The sequence below is a fragment of the Devosia sp. genome, assembly GCF_040509215.1.
In the GTDB taxonomy this organism is placed as follows: domain Bacteria; phylum Pseudomonadota; class Alphaproteobacteria; order Rhizobiales; family Devosiaceae; genus Devosia.
Map to the genome: position 1 here is coordinate 1 of NZ_JBEVLL010000006.1, position 20,545 is coordinate 20,545.

The window sequence follows — 20,545 nt, forward strand, 5'->3', positions numbered from 1 at the left end:
CTCTCGGAGCGCGCCGACGTCGTCGTGCGCTTCCATGGTGGTCATAATGCCGGTCATACGCTGGTTATCGATGGCGTAAGCTACAAGCTCGCGCTGCTGCCCTCCGGTCTCGTGCAGGGCAAGCTTTCGGTGATCGGCAATGGCGTGGTCGTCGACCCCCACCACTTTGTCCAGGAAATGGCAAAGCTCCGCGGCCAGGGCGTGAAGATCACCCCCGAGATCCTGCGCATCGCCGACAATGCCCCGCTGATCCTGTCGCTGCATCGCGAGCTCGATGGTATCCGTGAAGACGCCAATTCCGGTCTCAAGATCGGTACGACGCGCCGCGGCATCGGTCCCGCCTATGAAGACAAGGTGGGCCGTCGCGCCATCCGTCTCATCGACCTCTCCGAACCCGACACGCTCATGCCCAAGATCGAGCGTCTTCTCAGCCATCACAATGCGCTGCGCCGCGGCATCGGCCTTGCCGAGATCGAAGCGCAGACGATCTACGATGAACTGACCTCCATTGCTGGCGAAATCCTGCCCTTCATGGATCGCGTCTGGCAGGTCCTCGACGACAAGCGCCGTGCCGGTGCGCGCATCCTCTTTGAAGGTGCGCAGGGCGCGCTGCTCGACAACGATCACGGCACTTATCCGTTCGTGACGTCGTCCAACACCGTTGCCGGTCAGGCTGCTGCCGGTTCGGGCCTCGGGCCGACGGCCATTGGCTATGTGCTGGGGATCACCAAGGCCTATACGACCCGCGTCGGCGAAGGCCCGTTCCCTTGCGAACTCAATGACGAAGTCGGCAAGCATCTCGCCACCGTCGGCAAGGAAGTCGGCGTCAATACCGGCCGTCCGCGCCGCTGCGGCTGGTTCGACGCCGTGCTCGTGCGTCAGACCGTCAAGACCTCGGGTATCACCGGCATTGCGTTGACCAAGCTCGACGTTCTTGATGGCCTCAAGGAGATCAAGGTCTGCGTCGGCTACGAGCTCGATGGATCACGGATTGATTATTTGCCTGCCTCAATGGGGGCGCAAGCTCGCGTTAAGCCTATTTATGAGACACTCGAAGGCTGGTCGGAAACGACGGCCGGAGCGCGCTCCTGGGCCGAGCTCCCGGCACAGGCCGTAAAGTATGTTCGCTATATCGAAGAGCTGATCGGGGCCCCGGTCGCGCTTCTGTCTACCAGTCCGGAACGGGCGGATACCATCTTGGTGGTTGACCCGTTCCAAGATTGATAATTTTTGCTAAAAGACGTCGCTGCAATTGTGAGTACCCAGTAGCCTATGGCGGACTATAAGGAGCTGTTGCGCCGAGCGATCTCGGCGCTGCCGGAGAACAATGGAGCTGCGCGGCGCGCAGTTTACGAAAAGGCGCGCGCGGCTCTCGTCGGTCAGCTGCGGGCTATTCAGCCCCCTCTGCCCGCCCGCGAGATCACGCAGCACCGGTTGCAGCTCGAAGATTGTATCCGCCAGGTCGAACAGGAAGCCAGCGAGGCTGTCATCAGTCTCGGGCGCGATGCATTGTTTGCTTCGCGCCCGCCTGCCGCTGCGCCAGCCCCCGCGGCGGCGCCCCCACGCGCGCCTGAACCCGCGCCCGTCGTGGAAATCCAGGCCGCGCCAGTGGTGGAAACGCCGCCCGTCATTGCCGAGCCGGTTCACGTCGTCGCGCCCAAGCCTGTCGCGCAGCCTGCGCCCCAGGCGGTCGAGGCAGAAGCCGATCCTGAATCCGACGAATTGCCCGCCGACGTTGTGCCGACCGAAGCGGTCGAAGAAGACGATGGCCCGCTCTCGATCGAAGAGATTATCGGCCAGGCCGCCAGCGTCAGCGGCGCCCAGGTCGAGCCCGTCGTCGCGCCGCTCGTCGTCAAGGACGAGGCGATCGCCAAGCCGGTGACGTCGGTCGTCGTGGAAGAGGTCGCCCCGCCTGGCGCCAACGCCCCCGTTCCACTCAAGCGCCCGACCATCCTGCCGCGTCGCGAAGCGGCCGCTGTCGTCAGCACGGCTGCCAATGGCGGCTTTAACGCACAGCCCGTAATGGCGCGCGTCGAGCCCTCCATGGGTTCGGGTGCCGCACTTGCTCGCCAGGCCGTGGTCGAGCCGGAAATCAGCGTCGTCGAGCCGCAGGTCGAAACCGCCCTGTCGAGCGTGCGCGAGGTCGAAGTCGAGCCGGACGATACGCGCGAAGCCGAAGGCGCCATTGAGCGCGCCATCGAAACGCTCGATCGTGAAGCCCGCGGCGAACCGACCGAAATGCTGCCCGAGCCCGAGACACGCGCGGCGCTCGACCAGAATCTCAGCGACGAAAATACCGATCCCAGCGCTTTTGACGCAGCCGATAGCGATCGGCGCTCTGGCGCGGGCATGACGATTTTCCTCATTGTCTTCGCGTTGCTCCTCGTTGGCGCCGGTGGCGCCGGCTTCTGGGCCTGGCGCGAGGGTTATGTCGATCTCGACCAGATGTTCGGCCGCGCCGAAACGGCCGTGACCGAAACCGCCGACGCTCCGACGCCGACCACACCGACCCTCGACGCCCCCTCCGCCGCGGATACGACGACCGGCCCGGGCAATACGGCGACCACCACGACCACTGAGCCGACCACGGCGATGGAAGGTATCGACACCGACGAGCGGCTTGAGCCGACGCCGGAAGCCGTTACGCCCAGCGGCACGGAGACCGTGCTGCCTTCGATCAATGGCGGTGAGAACAAGACCGAAGAGCGTCTCTCCGGCGCAGATACCAGCATAGCGGCGACCAATGATCCGGCCAACAGCGTCGACCCGGCGGTTCTCGCCGGCAGCCAGTCGCTGCTGCTCGAAGCCTCTGCCGATGGCCGCACCGGCGCTGTTCCCTTCTCGGGCACCGTCGAATGGACCAAGGGCGAAGATGAGCTTGGCCTCCCGACGCTGATCGGCGAAGCCAGCATTCCGGCGCGCAATCTCAATGTCTCGGTGACGATCCGCAAGAATGGCGATCCGAGCCTGCCGGCCAGCCACCTGATGGAAGTCAATTTCGACGTCAACGACACCTTTGTCGGTGGCGCGATTTCGAGCCTGCCTGGCGTGCTGCTCAAGAACGAGGAACTCGTGCCGGGCACGCCGCTGGTCGGCGCCTCGGCCCGCGTCATGGGCAATAGCTTCCTCTTCGCGCTGTCAGCTTCGCCCGACGATCAGACGTCCAATTCGCAGCTCCTCGAATCGCGCCGCTGGCTCGACCTTGCCATCGTCTATGGCACCGGCCGCAACGCCATCCTGACGCTCGAAAAGGATTCCGACGCGCAGGCGCTGTTCAACGAAGTCTTCGCTGCCTGGGCGCAGTGATCAGGCCGGCGTGAGCCGGCCCTCCGCCAAGCGATAGCGGCGCGCAGCAAGCGCCGCTATGTCGTCCTCGTGGTGGCTCACGAGAATGGTGTGCCAGCCTTCGCTGCGTGTCAGTTCCCCCACAAGCGCGCGAATGACATGCCGCGTTTCATCGTCCAGCGCGGAAAACGGCTCATCGAGCAACAGGATGGCGCGGTGGCGCAGCAGGGTGCGGGCCAAAGCCACGCGCTGCTTTTGTCCTCCTGAAAGGGTTGCCGCAGTCTGATCGGCAAGACCTTCCAGCCCGACGCGCGCCAAAACTTCTTCGACACGTTGCCGGCCTTCCGCCTTGGCCATGCCCTTTGGCAGGCCAAGGGCGACGTTTTCGCGGGCGCTGAGATGGTCGAAGAGATTATCCGATTGCAGCAGCAGCGAGAGCGGCCGCGTTTCCGGTGGCAGCGGCAGCAGGTTGGTGCCGTCAAGCGTCAGCGTGCCGCTCTTTGGCGACAGAAAACCGGCAATAAGATCAAACAAGGTCGATTTGCCGGAGCCGCTCGCCCCGGAAATGGCCGTGACGGACCCGGCCTCCGCCTCGAAGGAAAAGTCATAAGTCTGCGCCTCTTTTCCATAGGCAAAGGCGAGGTGCTCAGCGCGAAGCATGGGCGATCCTTTCAAAGAGACGCGGCAGGCCGATGAAGGCGAGAATAGTGCCGATCAGCAAAATGGCGGCGATGGCAGCGGCGTCATTGCTTCGATAGGCGCCAAGGGCGCGGAACATCATCAGCGGCAAGGTCTGGAAATCCTGCGTGCCGAAGAGGGCAATAACGCCGAGATCGCCCAGCGAGAAGCAGAAGGCGAGAGCGAGCATGAGCCCAATGTCTTTCCCGAGCAGCGGGTATTCGACCTTCCAAAACTGCTGCCAGCCGGACAGCCCCAGCGAGCGAATAAGCTTGCCGCGCGCCCGCACCATGGCATCGAGCGGCGGGCCAAGCGTCGCCACGGCAAAGGGCAAGGCGAGGAGGCTATTGGCAATGATCACCACAACGGGCGCAGCCTGCGCCGGCGCCACGCCCAGATTGCGCACGATAAGGAAGAAGCCGAGCGACAGCACCACTGCAGGCACGGCGAGATAGGCAAAGCTTGGCGTGCCGAGGAGAATACGCACCGGCCTCGCCCCGCTTGCCGCACGACCCAGGGTCATGGCAAGTGCGAGCAGCAGGGTCAGGAACGCGGAGGCGCTGCCGATGAGAAGGCTCGTCCCCAGCGCCCACCAGAATGTCGGCTGCGCCAGCACACGGCCAAAGCCGGAGGCAATGCCGTCAATCAGCACCGAAAGCAGGGGCAGGGCAAAGCCCACGGTCGCAAGCAACAGGATGATCCATTGCAGTGCCCGCGCCGGGACCGCATCCCGCCAGCTCGGCGCGACCGAGCGACCATGTACGCTGACGACGGGCGTGCTCGCCGAAGCCAGCAGAATGACCACGGCACACACCGCGATCTGGGTCAGCGCCAGTCGCACCGCGCCGACGAGATCGAAATCGAGCCGCACCGCAGAGTAGATGGCGACCTCCAGCGTCTGGTTTGCCGGGCCACCACCGAGCAGCAGGACGATTGGGAAACTCGTGAAAGCGAGGAGAAAGATAATGGCGCCCAGCCCCGGCAAGCTCGAACGCATGGCCGGCCAGTCGATCAGGGCAAAGCGCTGCGTTGCCGACAGCGCCAGGGATTGCCCGACCTTCAACCGCGTCGCCGGAATAGCATCGAGTCGCGCCAAAAGAATGCGCGCGGCAAAAGCACCATCGAGAATGACATGCGCAAGCAGAATGCCCGAAAGGCCAAAAGCCGGATTGCCGAGCGAAAAGCCGAACAGCGCCTCGCTGGTCTGATTGATCCACCCATTGCGGCCCCAGATGGAGAGGAGCCCAAAGGCCACCACCATGCCGGGCGTGACGATGGCTGCAGCAAAGAGCCCAACGACAAGATCGCGACCGGGAAAGCGCAACCGGTTCAGCGCCCAGGCCAGCGCAGTGCCGACGGTGAGCGACAGCACGGTCGTCAGTCCCGCCTGAATGGCGGTCATGCGCAGGAGATGGGGAATGTCCACGCGGGAAGCCGAACTAGGTTCGGTGGCGGCATCAAGAATGGCCCAGAGCACCGCCGCGATCAGGCCGGCAATCGCGATGGCGAGCGCGCTTGAAACGGTAATGCGGGCAGGGCGGGGGGGAAGGGTCAGCATGCTAATAACGAAGTTGCAGACACCCCCACCCGGCCTCCCCCTGATAGGGGGAGGAGCAGGATTTCGTGCATGGCGCGATGCTTTGCCAAACGCGAAGCCATTCCTCCCCCTATCAGGGGGAGGTTAGGTGGGGGTGCGAGGGTCAAGTTACTGAACCGCCGCCAGCATCTCATCGATCCAGGCCGAGGAATTGGCCAAAATATCGTCGTCGCTGAGCTGCAGCGTCTTTTCCGGCTGCGGCAGGCCCGCAAAGGCGGGATTGAGATCGGCCCCGAGATCAACCACCGGGAACATCCAGTTGGTCGTCGGAATGATCTTCTGGCCTTCGGGCGAAGCGAACCAGGCGAGGAACTGCTTGGCCAGTTCCTGCTGGTCCGACGACTTCAGAATCCCCGCCACCTCGATCTGCGGATAGTGCCCCTCTTCGAAGAGCGCCGCCTTGATGGTCTCATCCTTGTCTTCGATGATGTGATAGGCCGGCGAGGTCGTATAGGAGAGCGCCATGTCGGCTTCGCCATCGAGGAAGAGCGAATAGCTCTCGCTCCATTCGCGCGTCACGGTGAGGATGTGCGGCTTGAGACCCGCCCAGATTTCACCGGCGCGATCGCCATAGGCCGCCTTGATCCAGAGCACGAGGCCAAGGCCGGGCGTTGCCGAGCGCGGGTCCTGCACGACGATCTTGAAATCATCCGGCATGGCGATCAGCTCTTCGAACGACTTTGGGGGCGTTGCCGTCCGGTCGGTGTCGTACATGAAGGCAAAGTGCGAATAATCGAAGGGCACGAACTGCTGATCGGTCCAGGCTTCGGGCAGCGCCAGCTTGTCGAGCGTCAGGCCGTGATCGGCGAAGAGGCCCGTGGCGCGGGCTTCCCCGGCGATTGCGGTGTCGAGACCAACGATAAGATCGGCTTCCGTCGTCGCGCCTTCGAGCTGCACGCGGCGCAGCGTGCCAATGGACGAGTCGGCGGCGACCCAGTTGAGCTTGCAGCCGCAAACCGGCTCGAACGCGGCCGAAAGCTGCGGGCCGGGGCCCCATTCGGCGGCAAAGCCGTCATAGGTATAGATGGTGAGCGTAGGCACGTCCTGCGCACGCGCAGAACCGGCAGACAATCCAATAAGGACCGCAAGCGCCATGGAGATGGATTTGACCATTTGGTCATCCCTTCAACGGTTGCGGCCATGGGAGAAGGGTATGTGTCAATGGGAAGGGCGCGAGGGCACTCTTGCCATCTCGAACTTCCTCCGCCAGCATGACCTGGTTCAGGTTCAATGGGTAACTCTCAGCTCCGGAAGATTTCCAGAACACCCCAGCGAGACGGCTCGGACCATATTGAGAGAAATGTGACAGTGCAAGTGACTTCAGAACGCGGCCAGGAAGCGCTGCCGCTGGTGTTCGATCGCCCCCTCGCCATCGTCGGCGGCGGCACGGTGGACGCGGCCCTTTTGCGCGAATTGGCCGCAAAGGGCGTCGCCCTGGTGGGCGCCGACGGTGGCGCCGATACGATCGATGCGGCGGGACTTTTGCCCGATGCGATCATCGGCGATCTCGATTCGCTGGAAAATCGCGTGGGCTGGGAGAGTCGCACCCGCGTCATCCATATCCCGGAGCAGATCACCACCGATTTCCAGAAAACGCTCTACTCCACCGAGGCGCCGGTCACCCTCGCGCTTGGCATGACCGGCAAGCGCCTCGACCATACCCTCGCCGCCCTCAGCGCCGTGCTGCAATATGCGCCGAGCCGCCGGCTCATGCTAGTCGACGAAGTCGATGTGGCACTCGCCGTTACTGGCCCCATTGCCTTTGAAGCGGGAAAACGCGAGCGCGTGTCGATCCACCCGCTGGTGCCCATCCGTTTCCGCAGTTCGACCGGCCTCTTCTATCCCATGGATGGTCTGCTGCTCGAACCCGGCGGCCTCATCGGTACTTCCAACGAGGGCACAGGCGGGCGCGTCGAGGTCATCCCCGAGGACGAGACGCCCTGGCTTCTTATCCTCGCCAAGGAGCGCCTCTGGGATCTGGTAGAGCCCTGACCAAACAAAAACTCCCGCGTCCTTTCGGAGCGCGGGAGCCAATCTTCGATCACCAGAAAGCCTAGTGCGCGTGCGCAGCCTGCTGCACAGCTTCCTGCACCTTTTCAAAGGCACGGACTTCAATCTGGCGGATACGCTCGCGGCTGACGTCATACTGCTGAGCCAGTTCTTCGAGCGTCGCGGGGTTATCCTGCAGGCGGCGAGCCTGGAAGATGGCGCGTTCGCGTTCGTTGAGCACTTCCATGGCCTGGTTGAGCAGGCCCATGCGCTCGCTGAACTCCTGAGTTTCCCCAAGGCTCGTTTCCTGGTCCGGCGTGTCATCGACCAGCCAGTCCTGCCATTCCGAGGAACCCTCGTCCGCCCGCATGGGCGAATTGAGCGAGGCGTCGCCGGAGAGGCGTGCATTCATCGAGACAACGTCGTCTTCGGTGACCTTGAGCGTCGTGGCGATCTGCTTGATCTGGTCAGGGTGCAGGCTGCCGTCGTCGAGGGCGGCGATCTGACCCTTCACCTTGCGCAGGTTAAAGAACAGGCGCTTCTGCGCGGCGGTGGTGCCGATCTTTACGAGGCTCCACGAACGCAGCACATATTCCTGGATGGCAGCGCGGATCCACCACATCGCATAGGTCGCGAGCCTGAAACCCTTTTCGGGTTCGAAGCGCTTGACCGCATGCATGAGGCCGACATTGCCTTCGGAAATGACTTCAGAGATCGGCAGGCCATAGCCACGATAACCCATGGCGATCTTGGCGACGAGGCGCAGGTGGCTGGTGATCAGCTTCTGGGCCGCGCCTGGATCGGCATGTTCCTTGTAGCGCTTGGCGAGCATGTATTCTTCATCCGGTTCCAGCATGGGGAACTTGCGGATTTCCTGCAGATAGCGGCTGAGGCCACCCTCAGAGGAGAGAATGGGCAGATTGGTTTGGGCCATGGACGCACCCCCTTTCTTATCCCCCGCATTGCGCGGGCGGAACAATCTCCCCCTGTCCATACGGCACAGGCGAAGACGCACCGCCTAATATAGGCGGTAGTTTGGCGATTTTAAGAGGCAGAAACCCGATCCAACGTTACAAATTGGATAAGGTTCCCGCCGGCATTTTCGATGTGCCTCAAACACTACGTGCCAGCGGGTCTTTCGGTTCGATCACCCTTGAGTGATGCGCTGCTGCGCCTAGCGCGCAAAGGCCTTGTCGTAGGGATCAAGCGCGTCCTGCAGGGCCTGCAGATCATCGGGCAGATCCGCTTCGAACATCATCTCTTCGCCCGTCACCGGATGCTCGAAGCCGAGTTCGGCGGCGTGCAGCGCCTGGCGGCCAAGACCGCGCACGGCGCCAGCCAGCTCTTCGGGCAGGCGGTTGATCTTGGTCGCGTAGCCCGAGGCATAGACCTGGTCGGCCACCAGCGGATGGCCAATATGGGCCATGTGCACGCGAATCTGATGCGTCCGGCCGGTTTCGAGCTGGCACTGGATCCGGGTGATATCCCAGCCCTCGTCGCCATAGCGCGCTTCGACAGAGTAATGGGTGATGGCTTCGCGTCCGTCCTTGCGCACGGCCTGTTTCAGGCGATTGCCGGGGTCGCGACCAAGTGGGGCATCGACGGTGCCGAGGGCACTTTGCGTCGTACCCCAGGCAAAGGCGGTATAGGCGCGATGCAGCGGGCCCGTCCGTCCATGGTCGGCGAACTGCTTGGAGAGGTGCTTGTGCGCTTTCTCCGTCTTGGCAGCCACCATGACGCCCGAGGTGTCGCGATCGAGCCGATGCACGATGCCGGGGCGCTTCACCCCGCCAATGCCCTTGAGGCTCTCCCCGCAGTGAAAGATCAGCGCATTGACGAGCGTACCATTGGGCGAACCGGGGGCCGGGTGCACCACCATGCCGACCGGCTTGTTGATGACGATCAACTGGTCGTCCTCATAGAGGATGTCGAGCGGAATATCCTCGGCAGCGGGTTCGGGATCTTCCGGGGGTGGGGCAAGAAGGACGATTGTCTCTCCGGCCTTCAAGCGATACTTGGGTTCGCTGACGGCCTTGCCGTCGATGGTGACGGCGCCATTGAGGATCAAATCCTTGATCCGGCTGCGGCTCAAAACGTCATGCTCTTTGGCGAGCACGGCGTCGAGACGGCCCCCGGCGTTGGTTTCATCGACGACAAGCTCGATCGGCTCGCCCTCGAATTCTAGATCGGTATCGTCTGCCATGAGTGATCCTGACATGTCCGGCAATAAGCCTGCCCCTGCCGAAACCGAAGTCTCGCCCGAGGCTGCCGCCGTTATTGGAAAAGCACGCCGCTCGGCGGGTTTCGCCATGGGCATCATGTTGCTGGGCTTTATGGCGATTGGCGTGGCCGTTGTCTATCGCCTCATGCGCGATGCGCCGCCGCCAACCATCGCGGCGAGCGTCAGTGTTCCGCCCGGCGCCGAGGTGGTTTCGGCCCTGACGGTCGATGGCACCATCCAGGTCACCTATCGCGCCGGCGGCGCGGTGATGCTGTCGGTGTTCGATTCCAAGACCGGCGAATTGCGCCAAAGCACGGAAATTGCAGCGCAGTAGCAGGCAGCAGGGGCGGCCTAGCGCCCCTGAATTTCCCGCAACGCCGCAAGACGATCGGAGACCGACCCACGGCGTGGGCTATCGCTCTTGGGTGGCTCCAGGGTCCCCATCGACTCCCCGTCATCGGCAAAGCGCTGCACGCGGTCGAAGAGGCTTTCTTCGGGATTTTCGTTGAGCGAGGTGTCGTGGTCGACGGCATAGACCAGCCGGCTGACGCTGGCGGCGATGTCGTTGAGCTTTTCGCGCAGGTGCGCCTCTTCGAAACGTTCGCTCTCCCAGTCCGCCAGGATCGAGGATTCGACATTGGCGACCTTGGAGCGGAGCCGCTCCACTTCGTCTTCGAGGCCAAGCTTGTCAGCCAGCAACTGCTCGACGCGGCCATGACTTTCGGCAACGACTTCGCTCGATTCAGCGAGAAGGGCATTGAGCCGGTTTTCGGCGCTGGCAATGCGGGCTTCCGCGGTAACGAGAGCTTCGGCGTTTTCTTCCTCCGCGGCGTCTCGCCGTGCCAGCGCATTGCGCATCTGGGCAATGGCGGCCGTGGCCTCCGAAGAACGACGATCTGAGTTTTCCAGCCGCTCGATCAGGCTATGGGCCTGTTCTTCGAGGAAAGATGCGCGCTTTCGCTCGATGGCAAGCAGGGCGGTCAGCCGGTCGACATCGTGGTCGTAATCGCCGCTGAGGTTTTCGCCGCCGGTCGCTTCCGGGAAGCCTTCGCGCAGGCTCCCGCGTAGGGTTTCGATTTCATCCTGGCGTGCGTCCACGTCGCGGTCGCGCATACGCAGCCGTTGCGCCAGGTCTGTGCCTTCCTTCTCGAGCTCGATCACGCGGGCCCGCAGATCGACCTGGCGATTTTCGAGTTCGGAAACCACCGACATATGCTGTTCGCGCTCGGCCTTGAGCGCGCCGAGATCGGTGCGTTTCTGGTTCACGTCGCTGAGCTGTTCGGCAAGACGCCTGCGCAGCGTCTCGACGTTCATTTCCAGCCGGCGGGTGGAAAGCGCAAATTCGGCGCGCAGCTGATCCTTGTCGGCGCGGAATTCCGAGAGCGTGATGGGTGTCGCTGCCTCGATGCGCCGCTTGGTCAGGCGCACGGCCCGCTTCCACACGGCCGGCATGACGATGAGCGCAATCAGCCCTGCCACCAGCAGGCCCAGCGCAAAGTACATCATGTTCTCGATCAGCATCGCGCATACTCCGGCTGCAAGGCAGCCCCGGCAAAGCCGGTTCGTCCATATTCCGATTTAGCGCTCAGGTTTTACCCTGACCATCTCCACAGAAGATTAACCCTAACGGCTTTGGGACACGAGTCACGAAAAAGCCGGGGACAAAGCCCCGGCTTCCGAACATTTTTTCTTCCAGGCAACGGACATCAGAAGGGGTTCCAGGTCGGCTCGTTGGTGAAGTTGAGATAGCCCACATTGATGCCGAGGCGGGCGCCGACGCCCGAGCGGATCGGCACGATGACGACGTTGCCGCGCTTGGTCACGGTCATGCCGAGCCCGCCGATGACATAGGCTGAGCCATCGACGCCGGGAAAGCGCCCGAGCACTTCCTGGATGGTCTGGAGATTATAGACCAGCATCATGACCTTGGAGCCGTCGCCGCCGACGTCAAAGCCGATGCTCGGGCCCTGCCAGAAGATCGAATATTCCCCGGCATTGCGGGTATAGAGTTTGCCTTCGCCATACTTGGCGCCGACAAAGAGTGCGCCGCCGGCTTCCTCGCCGAGGATATAGCCATTGGGCAGGCCGAACTGGCTCACAGCCTTTTCAACGACAGAAGCAAGGCCCTGGCTGGCCGAGCCGAAGAACTGGTGTCCGCTTTCAACCAGTTCGTCGCCCGAATAGGTGTCGCTCAGCGAACCCTGTGCCAGGGCGGGTGCGGATGCCGGCAGTGCGAGCGCCAGCAACAGGGCACCAATTTTGGCCAGGCGTTTGAACATGGATCATCTCCCTTGGGCGGCTCAGCGTGGTTACGAAGACATTAAGGTCTTTGCGGCAAATTTACCGCCGACGACGTGCCGATCCTGGATTTCGATCATGCAGCAAACCTCTAAACAAATCTTAACCATGTTCGCCGTGGTGCTGCCGCTTTTTGGGCCGTTTTCCGCCCATTTTACGCCCGCGCTGGGCCAGTCCGTTGTCAGCTATATCACCGCCGACCCGCTCACGGGCATTGCCATCGGCGGCATGGACCCGGTGTCCTATTTCACCGAAAAGGCGCCTTTGCCGGGCAAGCCCGAGTTCGAATTTCAATGGATGGGCGCGCCCTGGTACTTTGCCAATGAAGCCAATTTCGAGATCTTCAAGCGCCATCCTGAGATCTATGCGCCCCAATATGGCGGCCATGGTGCCATGAGCATGGCGCGCGGTTTCGTCGCCGATTCCGATCCGCGGCTCTATACCGTGTTCAAGGATCGGCTCTTTCTCTTCTACTCGGCAGCCAATCGCGAGGCATTCCTCCTCGCGCCCGACGCTGCCGCCCGCCAGGGCGCCGCAAACTGGCCAGCATTGTCCAAAACGCTATCGACGCAGTAGTGCTGGGCCGCGCGTCCCATTATTCTTCCCAAGACTGATTCACCGCTTCGGCGGGCATGGAGACCTAAGATGACCGATATCATTGAGCTCAAGGCAACGGACCTCGCCGCAATGCTGTGCTCGCGGGTTTGCCATGACCTGATCAACCCCATTGGCGCCATCGGCAACGGCCTCGAAGTTCTTGCCGATCCCTCGCAGGCGGAAATGTCGGAAGGCGCGCGTGACCTGATCGCCAGCGCCGCCAAGCAGAGCCGCGCCAAGCTCGAATTCGCCCGCCTCGCCTATGGCGCGTCCTCGACCGCCGGCACCGATATCGACACGCGCGAATGCGAACGCGTCGCGCGCATTCTCTTCGATATCGAAAAGGCCGATCTCGACTGGCAGGTGCCGCTGATCCTTCTGCCCAAGCACAAGGCCAAGCTGCTTATGAACATGCTGCTCATCGCAGCAGGTTCCGTGCCGCGCGGTGGTCTTGTCAGCGTCAAGGTTTCGGGCCCGGCCGGGGAAGAGAAGTTTGAGTTCAACTCCAAGAGCGATCCGGAAAAGCGCCAGAAGACGCTGATCCCTTCCGGTTCGGCTGGTCTGCTCTCCGGCATGCCCGAAGAAGGTTCTGTCGATGCCCGGGGCATCCAGCCCTTCTATACCGGCCTTCTCGCCCGCATGACCGATATGGAGATCGATATCGGCATCGAAGCAGACGTCTTTTTCTTCACCGCTATTCCCAAGGCCAAGGAAGAAGCGGTCGTCGAGGAAGCCAAGACCGAGACCGCCAGCGAGTAGTTGGCCGTGCGCTCAGTGAGAAAGTTTCTTTTTCGCTAACCATTCCCAAACCACTTGCCGCGCATAGTCCGGGCAGCGCCTGCCTGCCCGGAGCTTCACCATGCCCACATGCCTGATCGTTGACGACTCCACCGTCGTGCGCAAGGTTGCTCGCCGTATTCTCGAAGATCTCGACTACACCGTCGAAGAAGCCGAGGACGGACAGGAAGCCTTCGAGAAGTGCAAGGCCGACATGCCCGACGCGATCCTGCTCGATTGGAACATGCCGATCATGAGCGGGCTGGAATTCCTCAAATTGCTGCGCGCCTTCATCGGCGGGGAAAAACCCCACATCGTCTATTGCACGGTCGAGCACGACATCGGCGCCATCGCCATGGCCCGCAAGGAAGGCGCCGACGACTATATGATGAAGCCGTTCGACCGGCAGAGCCTCGAAGCAAAGTTCGACCTCAGCCGGTTCGAGACCGTCTAACCGGCGACCTCTGCCGCTCTTCCTAGCAGATACGCCTTCTCCCGCTCATTCCGGGTCAGTTCCGCGGCGTGCCGAAAGTCGAGATTGGCCTCGGTATGCCGCTCGAGCTTTCGCAGGAGATCGCCGCGCACCCCGTAGAGCAGGTGATAGTTCTCTAGCATTCCACCTTCGCGAATGACTTCCACGAGGACCAGCGCCGCCGCCGGCCCCTCGGCCATCGACACGGCTACGGCCCGGTTGAGCTCGACCACTGGCGAGGGCATGATTTCCACCAGCACCGCATAAAGCGAAGCGATCCGGCGCCAATCCGTGTCACCGGCTTTTCGGGCCCGTGCGTGGCACGCGGCAATGGCTGCCTGAAGCGCGTAGGGCCCCGCAACGCCGTTGAGCGCGTTGACGCGATCGAGCCCGGCAAGCCCGCGCCGGATCATCAACTGGTCCCACAGTGCCCGGTTCTGGTCCGGCAAGAGAATCGGCTCGCCTTTGGCATTGGTGCGGGCATTGACGCGAGAATGCTGGATTTCCATCAGCGCCAGGAGCCCATGCACCTCCGCCTCCTCGGGCATCAGCCGGGCAAGGATACGCCCCATGCGCATTGCTTCTTCGCACAGCTGCGGCCGCATCCAGTCCTCGCCGGCCGTCGCCGAATAGCCCTCGTTGAAGATCAGGTAGAGCACGCCCAGCACGGACTGGACCCGTTCGGCCCGCTCCTCGCCGCGCGGCACTTCATAGGGCAGGCCCGCATCGGCAATGGTGCGCTTGGCGCGCACGATGCGCTGGCCGATCGTGGCGTCATTGGCCAGAAATGCCCTGGCGATTTCCTCGGTCGTCAGGCCGCCGATTAGCCGAAGCGTCAAGGCGACGCGGCTTTCGGCCGGCAGGATGGGATGGCAGGAAGTAAAGATCAGGCGCAGAAGATCGTCGCCGACATCGTCGTCCATGCTCTCATGGATGGCGGTTTCGGCGTCCGGCACCTCGTCCTCCATGATCCGGCCCACTTCCGCGAGCTTTCCTGTCGCCATCTTGCGATGGCGAAAATAGTCGATGGCCTTGCGTTTGCCCGCCTGCATCAGCCAGGCGCCGGGATTGCGCGGCACCCCGGTTTCCGGCCAGTGCTTGAGGGCCGCCATCAGGGCGTCCTGCGCCAGTTCCTCGGCCAGCGAGATGTCGCGCACGAGCCTTGTGAGGCCGGCAATCAGCCGCGCCTGTTCGACGCGCCAGACCGTCGAAATGGCCTTGTCGGTTTCTTGGCGATTGCTCATCGGCCCCTCCAGATCGCTGGTCAGGTTGCCAGCGAAGTGGCGCGAGGAAAAGTCCGGAGTGAGGGATCCCGGCAGGTGTGATCATTGATCGAACATGCCCTTGGGCGTCTCGCCCTTTAGGAAGGGATCGATGAACCCCATCAACAGGTCGACCTGGTCGATCACCGCCGTATGCGAGGTCGCAGGCAGGATGGCGAGGCGCGAGGCTCCGAGGGGCTGGCCCATATCGCCCGGCGCGCCGCCGCCAAGCAGACGGAACATGCTCACGATGTGCTCAAGCGTCATCATGTCGGCATCCCCGGCAATGATCAGCACGGGCGACTTCAATTCCTTGACCTCGTCACCCCATGCAAGCGGCTCGTGCTCGAGCGCGATCATGCGCTCGACGAAAGGCCGGAAGCCATCTGGATTGGGCGCATATTGTTTCCAGGCGTCTTCCATCGGCGAGCCGATGAACATCTCGGGCACCATGGTCGGGATCATTTCGAGAAAGGCTGGCTGGGAGCCCGCCATGTCATAGCTCGACGAGGCGGCGACAAGCTGGTCGACCTTTTCGGGGTGGTCGATGGCGAGCCGCAGCCCGGCCGCGGCACCCATGGAATAGCCAAAGATATCGGCCTTCTCCAAACCCACGGCATCCATGAAGACGGCCACGTCATCAGCGAGATTGGGATAGGTGATCGGCCGGTCGATGTCTTCGGTCCGCCCATGCCCCTGAAATTCGATGGCGTAGACCGTGTGGCCTTCCGCCAGCGCCGGGATGATGCCGCCCATGGTGGGGATGTTCATATAGGCGCCGTGCAGCACGACGATCGGATCGCCGGAGCCCGAAACTTCATAATAGAGGTCCATGCCATTGACCTCGACCGTCTTGCCCACAGGGTCGGTCTGGGCAAGGGCAGGGCTCACGGCCAGCAGCAGGGCGGCGATGGGGGCAAGGCGCAGCATTGTCGTCTCCTCGATAATGGCCCTTGAGGGCATTTCGACAAGACGACGAACCAGTTGGGTGGGAACAGACAGGGCCGGCGCATTTTTCTGTCTGCGGCAGTCAGCTTCGGTTCAGCTTGGCGGGTCTAGAGGCACGCTCACATGTTTCGAGGGGAAACTTCATGCGCACCGTGTCCATCCTGGTCTTCATTGCCTGTTTTGCCGTGTCCATCGGCGACCACAGGCCTCACGAGTTTTGGCAGGAACTGATTTTTGGCGGCAATGCCGATGGCGCAATGGGCGCCAACTGAAGCCTAAAACAAAAAGCCCCGCAGCGGTTGCGGGGCTTTTGCATTCCAGTCGCCGGACGGTCAGGCGACGTTTTCGCTGTAGACATCGGCCTCATCGGGCTCGCGCAGCACGTAGCCACGGCCCCAGACTGTTTCGATGTAATTCTTGCCGCCGGTGGCAACGCTGAGCTTCTTGCGCAGCTTGCAGATGAAGACGTCGATGATCTTCAGTTCCGGCTCGTCCATGCCACCATAGAGGTGGTTGAGGAACATTTCCTTGGTCAGGGTCGTACCCTTGCGGAGCGAAAGCAGCTCCAGCATCTGGTATTCCTTGCCGGTGAGGTGAACGCGAGCGCTCTGCACTTCCACGGTCTTGGTGTCGAGGTTGACCATGAGGTCGCCCGTCGAGATGACCGACTGGGCATGGCCCTTGGAGCGGCGAACGATGGCGTGGATGCGAGCCACGAGTTCGTCCTTGTGGAAGGGCTTGGTCATGTAGTCGTCGGCGCCAAAGCCGAGACCACGGACCTTGTCCTCGATGCCAGCAAGGCCCGAAAGGATCAGGATTGGCGTCTGCACCTTGGCGACGCGCAATGTCCGCAGAACCTCATAGCCGCTCATATCGGGCAGATTGAGATCCAGCAGGATGATATCATAATCATACAGTTTGCCGAGATCGACGCCTTCCTCACCGAGATCGGTGGTGTAGACGTTGAAACTTTCGGACTTGAGCATCAGTTCGATGCTCTGCGCCGTGGCGCTATCGTCCTCGATGAGGAGTACCCGCATTATATTCCCCTTGTCATTCGTTCCTGCTGGAACCCGCGTGATGGGATGACAAGTCCAACCACCACGCTCCAACCCTACTGGATATGACTGAAGCCTAAGCCCAAATAGTTAACAAAGTTTAATTCGCTTCGGCAATACGCAAACACCGTTAGGGTGATTTTAATTTAAGTGTTTGAAATTGTTAATAAAAATAGATGAAAATTTCTTAAGGTAGTACGTTAAGAAGTGCCTACAAGCGATTCAGGGGACTCATCCATTCCGTGATGCTTGAGGTGTTTGGGTGCAAAGGGGCGCTTTGAGCACACACAGCCCGAACGATCAGCCAATAGCGCAATCTGGTTAATGTTCGGTTATTCTGTGATTCGTTCCGGGGCCGATTCGTGGCGTCCGCGTAAACCATGTTTGTGTCGCCAAGGAGGCCGTGGGATCCCAGATGAAGGCGCTGATTTCAGCCATCGATGCCATTGACGATGTTGAAGTCTTCGGTCGCGTCAAATCCGTCCAGGGGCTTCTCATCGAGGTGGTCGGTCCGGTGCGCGAGCTGCGCGTCGGTGGCCGCGTCATGATCGAGGGCAGCGACGGGGGACACCTCGCCGCCGAGATCATCGGTTTCCGCGATGGCCATGCCCTTTGCCTGCCCTTTGGCGAATTGAGTGGCGTGCGCATGGGCTGCAAGGCCGTGTTCAAGCGCCATGACGGATCGGTCAATCCCTCCATGGCCTGGCTCGGCCGCGTCATCAATGCCAATGGCGAACCCATCGACGGCCTGGGCCCCCTGGCGCGCGGCGCAAGATCCTATCCGCTGCGCCAGTCCCCGCTTGCCGCGCATGATCGCGTACGCGTGGGCGATCCCCTTGATCTCGGCGTGCGCACCCTCAATACCTTCACGACGCTCTGCGAAGGTCAGCGCATGGGCATCTTTGCCGGCTCGGGCGTCGGCAAGTCGGTGCTCATGTCGATGCTGGCGCGCAATACCAATGTCGACGTCTCGGTCATCGGGCTCATCGGCGAGCGCGGCCGCGAGGTGCACGAGTTCATCCAGGAATATCTCGGCGAGGAAGGCCTCAAGCGCGCCATCGTCGTCGTCGCGACCTCGGATGAGGCCGCGCTGATGCGCCGGCAGGCCGCCTATATCTCGCTCTCTCTATCGGAATATCTGCGCGACGAGGGCCTGCGGGTTCTGTGCATGATGGACTCGCTCACCCGCTTTGCCATGGCGCAGCGCGAGATCGGTCTTTCCATCGGCGAACCGCCGACGGCCAAGGGTTATCCACCGACCGTATTCACCGAATTGCCACGTTTGCTCGAGCGTGCAGGCCCTGGAACGCCTTCTACCGGTTCTATTACCGGACTATTTACCGTTTTGGTGGAAGGTGATGATCACAATGAGCCAATTGCGGATGCCGTTCGTGGCATTCTTGACGGGCACATCGTGATGGAGCGCGGTATTGCCGAGCGGGGACGTTACCCCGCCGTCAACGTGCTCCGGTCCATTTCGCGCACCATGCCAGGGTGCGTACCGACCGATGTTCGGCCGGTTCTGGCAAGGGCGCGAGAGCTCATGTCCATATTTTCGGACATGGAGGAGCTGATCCGGCTGGGGGCTTACCGCAAAGGGTCAGATCCGAATGTGGACCGCGCCATCGCTATCAACCCCAAGCTGGAAGCGTTTTTAAACCAGCAGCGGGAAGAGACGTCGACGATTGACGAGGGCTATGAACGCCTTGCGGAGATCATCGCCGAGGCGGATGCGCAGGTCTGACGGGAGTGTGCTTGGGGCCTCTTTCGGAGACTGACTTGATGTGTAAGGAGTACAGGTCTTGAAATCGCGCAGTGAGAGCCTCATTCGGCTCAAGAAGTTCAATGTCGACGAAAAGCGCCGACAGGTCATGCAGATCGAAATGATGGTCGCGGACTTCGAGCGCATGGCTTCCGAGCTCGATCAGCAGATCGAGATCGAGCAGACCAAGACCGGCATTTCCGACGTTGCCCATTTTGCCTATTCCACCTTTGCCAAGGCCGCTTTGCAGCGCCGCGACAATCTCCTCGCTTCCGCCACCGATATGCGCGGCAAGCTCGAGACCGCGCAGGACCAGTTGGCCGAGGCCCTCGAAGACCTCAAAAAGGTCGAACTGCTCGACCAGCGCGAACATCAGCGCGAGCGCGACGAGCAGAACAAGATCGAGCAGGCCGAGTTCGACGAAGTCGCCCGCCAGCGCTTCCGCAACCGCTGATCCCAGAATTCAGAATACAAAAAAAGGCCCGACGAAGCGGGCCTTTTCCTTTCCGTATGCCTTCAGTGAGCGAAAGGCGGCGGGAAAGATTCCGGGGTATTTTAGTTCGTGGTGACCGGGGCGGCCGGATCGGCAGCCGGGGCCATGGCATCAGGGGCGGCCGGAGCCATGGCGTCAGCGGCGCCATCAACCGGTTCATCCTCGGCCCAGACGAAATCAGGCGCAGTGGTCAGGGCTTCAGCCGTAGTCGGCAGCACCCAGCGTTCGGTGTTGTCGGCGGCCAGGGTGAATTCGAGCGAATCGAAGTCAACGGCAACGCTCTTTTCGCCAATGCCGAGGAAGCCGCCAACGCCGATCACAACGGCTTCAATCTGGCCACCTTCGGAAAAGACGAGATCGCTGATCGAGCCGATTTCTTCGGCATCGTCACCGGCGGTCGAGAAGACCGGCTGGCCGATCAGGCGGGTACCGAGATTGTCCGTGTCAGCGGCAACGTAGCCGGCCGACATGTCCCAGGGCTCATTCACATCGGTTGTCTGCGCAGCGCCGGTGTCAACCGGTGCGGCCGTCACCTCGGCCGGGGTCGCCGCATCGGCTGGTGCCGTTGCGGGAGCTTCCGTCGTGGTGGGAGCAGGGGCAGGGGTCGTCTGAGCAATAGCAGCAGTACCCATGAGCACGGCAACGGCCGTAGTAGTCAAAAGAGTGCGGATCATTGTAGGCTCCAATGGTTCAAATGTTTGAACAGGGCCATACGGTGCAAAACTTGCCGGTAGAGTACCGTGTGGCCCGTTATGATTGATCAACGCCTCGGGTCCGCGAGCCGTTCCCGATCAATTTTGCCAAGTGATTGTGGAACCATTGAAAAGGCCGGCTCCCGCGCGAGGCGGTGCCGGCCCTTCTTCGCCTCCCTGGCGATTGGTCGCGTCCTGCGAAGACAAGAATTCGCGTTCTTGCCCAGAAGCACCACACACTGGTTGCCGCCCGACAGGACGCGCTCTATGAGCGACAAACCCACAATAACGCAGGTTTGAGGGCAGGAGTCCCTCGGCGAGGTTAATGCGTTAAATTTGACTTAATCGATTAAGGTTGCGCTAGCCTTGTCGTAGTCGCGCATGGCCCGATGCGGCATGCCGCCATCCATGAATTC

The 20,545-nt window shown here is 61.9% G+C and carries 21 protein-coding genes; 10 read left to right on the forward strand and 11 right to left on the reverse strand.

Features of this window, described 5'->3' with window-relative positions; translation table 11 throughout:
• Together ABW043_RS00225 and ABW043_RS00230 are read left to right on the forward strand one after the other, a co-directional pair.
• The coding region (locus ABW043_RS00225) for an adenylosuccinate synthase (RefSeq protein ID WP_353919237.1) at positions 1 to 1,224 on the forward strand (1,224 nt) is incomplete at its 5' end.
• A gap of 48 nt (positions 1,225 to 1,272) precedes the next feature.
• Positions 1,273 to 3,306: a hypothetical protein gene (locus ABW043_RS00230; RefSeq protein ID WP_353919238.1), complete on the forward strand. Its 2,034-nt coding sequence runs from the start codon at positions 1,273 to 1,275 to the stop codon at positions 3,304 to 3,306.
• Here the strand turns inward: ABW043_RS00230 and ABW043_RS00235 are convergent, their stop codons facing one another.
• The 3 genes from ABW043_RS00235 to thiB all read right to left on the reverse strand — a co-directional run bounded on the left by ABW043_RS00235 (position 3,307) and on the right by thiB (position 6,673).
• Positions 3,307 to 3,945 carry an ATP-binding cassette domain-containing protein gene (locus ABW043_RS00235; protein ID WP_353919239.1) on the reverse strand — a complete coding sequence of 213 codons (639 nt, stop codon included), beginning with the start codon at positions 3,943 to 3,945 and terminating at the stop codon, positions 3,307 to 3,309.
• On the reverse strand, positions 3,932 to 5,521 hold the full coding sequence (locus ABW043_RS00240; RefSeq protein WP_353919240.1) for an ABC transporter permease family protein: 1,590 nt from the start codon (positions 5,519 to 5,521) through the stop codon (positions 3,932 to 3,934). The genes ABW043_RS00235 and ABW043_RS00240 overlap by 14 nt, the downstream gene beginning before the upstream one ends.
• Positions 5,522 to 5,668: 147 nt before the next feature.
• The gene (thiB, locus tag ABW043_RS00245; RefSeq protein ID WP_353919241.1) at positions 5,669 to 6,673 is read right to left on the reverse strand and encodes a thiamine ABC transporter substrate binding subunit; all 1,005 of its coding nucleotides are present in this window, start codon (positions 6,671 to 6,673) and stop codon (positions 5,669 to 5,671) included.
• Positions 6,674 to 6,874: 201 nt separating this feature from the next.
• On the opposite strand from thiB, the gene ABW043_RS00250 reads away from it, so the two are divergent.
• Positions 6,875 to 7,552, forward strand: a complete 678-nt coding sequence (locus tag ABW043_RS00250; RefSeq protein ID WP_353919242.1) for a thiamine diphosphokinase — start codon at positions 6,875 to 6,877, stop codon at positions 7,550 to 7,552.
• Between the two features lie 61 nt (positions 7,553 to 7,613).
• Here the strand turns inward: ABW043_RS00250 and rpoH are convergent, their stop codons facing one another.
• Together rpoH and ABW043_RS00260 are read right to left on the reverse strand one after the other, a co-directional pair.
• Positions 7,614 to 8,483 (reverse strand): RNA polymerase sigma factor RpoH, encoded by an 870-nt coding sequence (gene rpoH / locus ABW043_RS00255; protein WP_353919243.1) that lies wholly within the window; start codon positions 8,481 to 8,483, stop codon positions 7,614 to 7,616.
• A gap of 240 nt (positions 8,484 to 8,723) precedes the next feature.
• Positions 8,724 to 9,752 (reverse strand): RluA family pseudouridine synthase, encoded by a 1,029-nt coding sequence (locus ABW043_RS00260; RefSeq protein ID WP_353919244.1) that lies wholly within the window; start codon positions 9,750 to 9,752, stop codon positions 8,724 to 8,726.
• Between the two features lie 13 nt (positions 9,753 to 9,765).
• On the opposite strand from ABW043_RS00260, the gene ABW043_RS00265 reads away from it, so the two are divergent.
• Positions 9,766 to 10,104: a DUF6476 family protein gene (locus ABW043_RS00265; protein ID WP_353919245.1), complete on the forward strand. Its 339-nt coding sequence runs from the start codon at positions 9,766 to 9,768 to the stop codon at positions 10,102 to 10,104.
• A gap of 17 nt (positions 10,105 to 10,121) precedes the next feature.
• Here the strand turns inward: ABW043_RS00265 and ABW043_RS00270 are convergent, their stop codons facing one another.
• Together ABW043_RS00270 and ABW043_RS00275 are read right to left on the reverse strand one after the other, a co-directional pair.
• Positions 10,122 to 11,291: a coiled-coil domain-containing protein gene (locus tag ABW043_RS00270; RefSeq protein ID WP_353919246.1), complete on the reverse strand. Its 1,170-nt coding sequence runs from the start codon at positions 11,289 to 11,291 to the stop codon at positions 10,122 to 10,124.
• Positions 11,292 to 11,476: 185 nt separating this feature from the next.
• Positions 11,477 to 12,049, reverse strand: a complete 573-nt coding sequence (locus ABW043_RS00275; protein WP_353919247.1) for a DUF1134 domain-containing protein — start codon at positions 12,047 to 12,049, stop codon at positions 11,477 to 11,479.
• 97 nt (positions 12,050 to 12,146) lie between these two features.
• On the opposite strand from ABW043_RS00275, the gene ABW043_RS00280 reads away from it, so the two are divergent.
• The 3 genes from ABW043_RS00280 to ABW043_RS00290 all read left to right on the forward strand — a co-directional run bounded on the left by ABW043_RS00280 (position 12,147) and on the right by ABW043_RS00290 (position 13,896).
• Complete coding sequence (locus ABW043_RS00280; RefSeq protein ID WP_353919248.1) at positions 12,147 to 12,644, forward strand: YHS domain-containing (seleno)protein; 498 nt, start codon at positions 12,147 to 12,149, stop codon at positions 12,642 to 12,644.
• Between the two features lie 69 nt (positions 12,645 to 12,713).
• Positions 12,714 to 13,424: a histidine phosphotransferase ChpT gene (chpT, locus tag ABW043_RS00285; protein WP_353919249.1), complete on the forward strand. Its 711-nt coding sequence runs from the start codon at positions 12,714 to 12,716 to the stop codon at positions 13,422 to 13,424.
• Positions 13,425 to 13,524: 100 nt separating this feature from the next.
• Positions 13,525 to 13,896, forward strand: a complete 372-nt coding sequence (locus ABW043_RS00290) for a response regulator (RefSeq protein WP_353919250.1) — start codon at positions 13,525 to 13,527, stop codon at positions 13,894 to 13,896.
• Here ABW043_RS00290 and ABW043_RS00295 read toward each other — a convergent pair.
• Both ABW043_RS00295 and ABW043_RS00300 read right to left on the reverse strand, forming a co-directional pair.
• The gene (locus ABW043_RS00295) at positions 13,893 to 15,158 is read right to left on the reverse strand and encodes an RNA polymerase sigma factor (RefSeq protein ID WP_353919251.1); all 1,266 of its coding nucleotides are present in this window, start codon (positions 15,156 to 15,158) and stop codon (positions 13,893 to 13,895) included. The two genes, ABW043_RS00290 and ABW043_RS00295, sit on opposite strands and share 4 nt — an antisense overlap.
• Before the next feature lie 81 nt (positions 15,159 to 15,239).
• On the reverse strand, positions 15,240 to 16,106 hold the full coding sequence (locus ABW043_RS00300) for an alpha/beta fold hydrolase (protein ID WP_353919252.1): 867 nt from the start codon (positions 16,104 to 16,106) through the stop codon (positions 15,240 to 15,242).
• Positions 16,107 to 16,267: 161 nt separating this feature from the next.
• Here ABW043_RS00300 and ABW043_RS00305 point away from each other — a divergent pair, with 161 nt between their 5' ends.
• Entirely contained in the window at positions 16,268 to 16,396 is a 129-nt protein-coding gene (locus ABW043_RS00305; protein WP_353919253.1) for a hypothetical protein, read from the forward strand.
• A 60-nt stretch (positions 16,397 to 16,456) separates the two neighbouring features.
• Here ABW043_RS00305 and ctrA read toward each other — a convergent pair whose 3' ends face one another.
• The gene (gene ctrA / locus ABW043_RS00310) at positions 16,457 to 17,164 is read right to left on the reverse strand and encodes a response regulator transcription factor CtrA (RefSeq protein ID WP_353919254.1); all 708 of its coding nucleotides are present in this window, start codon (positions 17,162 to 17,164) and stop codon (positions 16,457 to 16,459) included.
• Positions 17,165 to 17,597: 433 nt separating this feature from the next.
• Between ctrA and fliI the strand changes: the two genes are divergently transcribed.
• Both fliI and fliJ read left to right on the forward strand, forming a co-directional pair.
• On the forward strand, positions 17,598 to 18,926 hold the full coding sequence (fliI, locus tag ABW043_RS00315; RefSeq protein ID WP_353919256.1) for a flagellar protein export ATPase FliI: 1,329 nt from the start codon (positions 17,598 to 17,600) through the stop codon (positions 18,924 to 18,926).
• 58 nt (positions 18,927 to 18,984) lie between these two features.
• Positions 18,985 to 19,398 carry a flagellar export protein FliJ gene (fliJ, locus tag ABW043_RS00320; protein ID WP_295415613.1) on the forward strand — a complete coding sequence of 138 codons (414 nt, stop codon included), beginning with the start codon at positions 18,985 to 18,987 and terminating at the stop codon, positions 19,396 to 19,398.
• 101 nt (positions 19,399 to 19,499) lie between these two features.
• Here the strand turns inward: fliJ and ABW043_RS00325 are convergent, their stop codons facing one another.
• On the reverse strand, positions 19,500 to 20,111 hold the full coding sequence (locus ABW043_RS00325; protein WP_353919255.1) for a PRC-barrel domain-containing protein: 612 nt from the start codon (positions 20,109 to 20,111) through the stop codon (positions 19,500 to 19,502).
• Positions 20,112 to 20,545 lie beyond the last annotated feature (434 nt).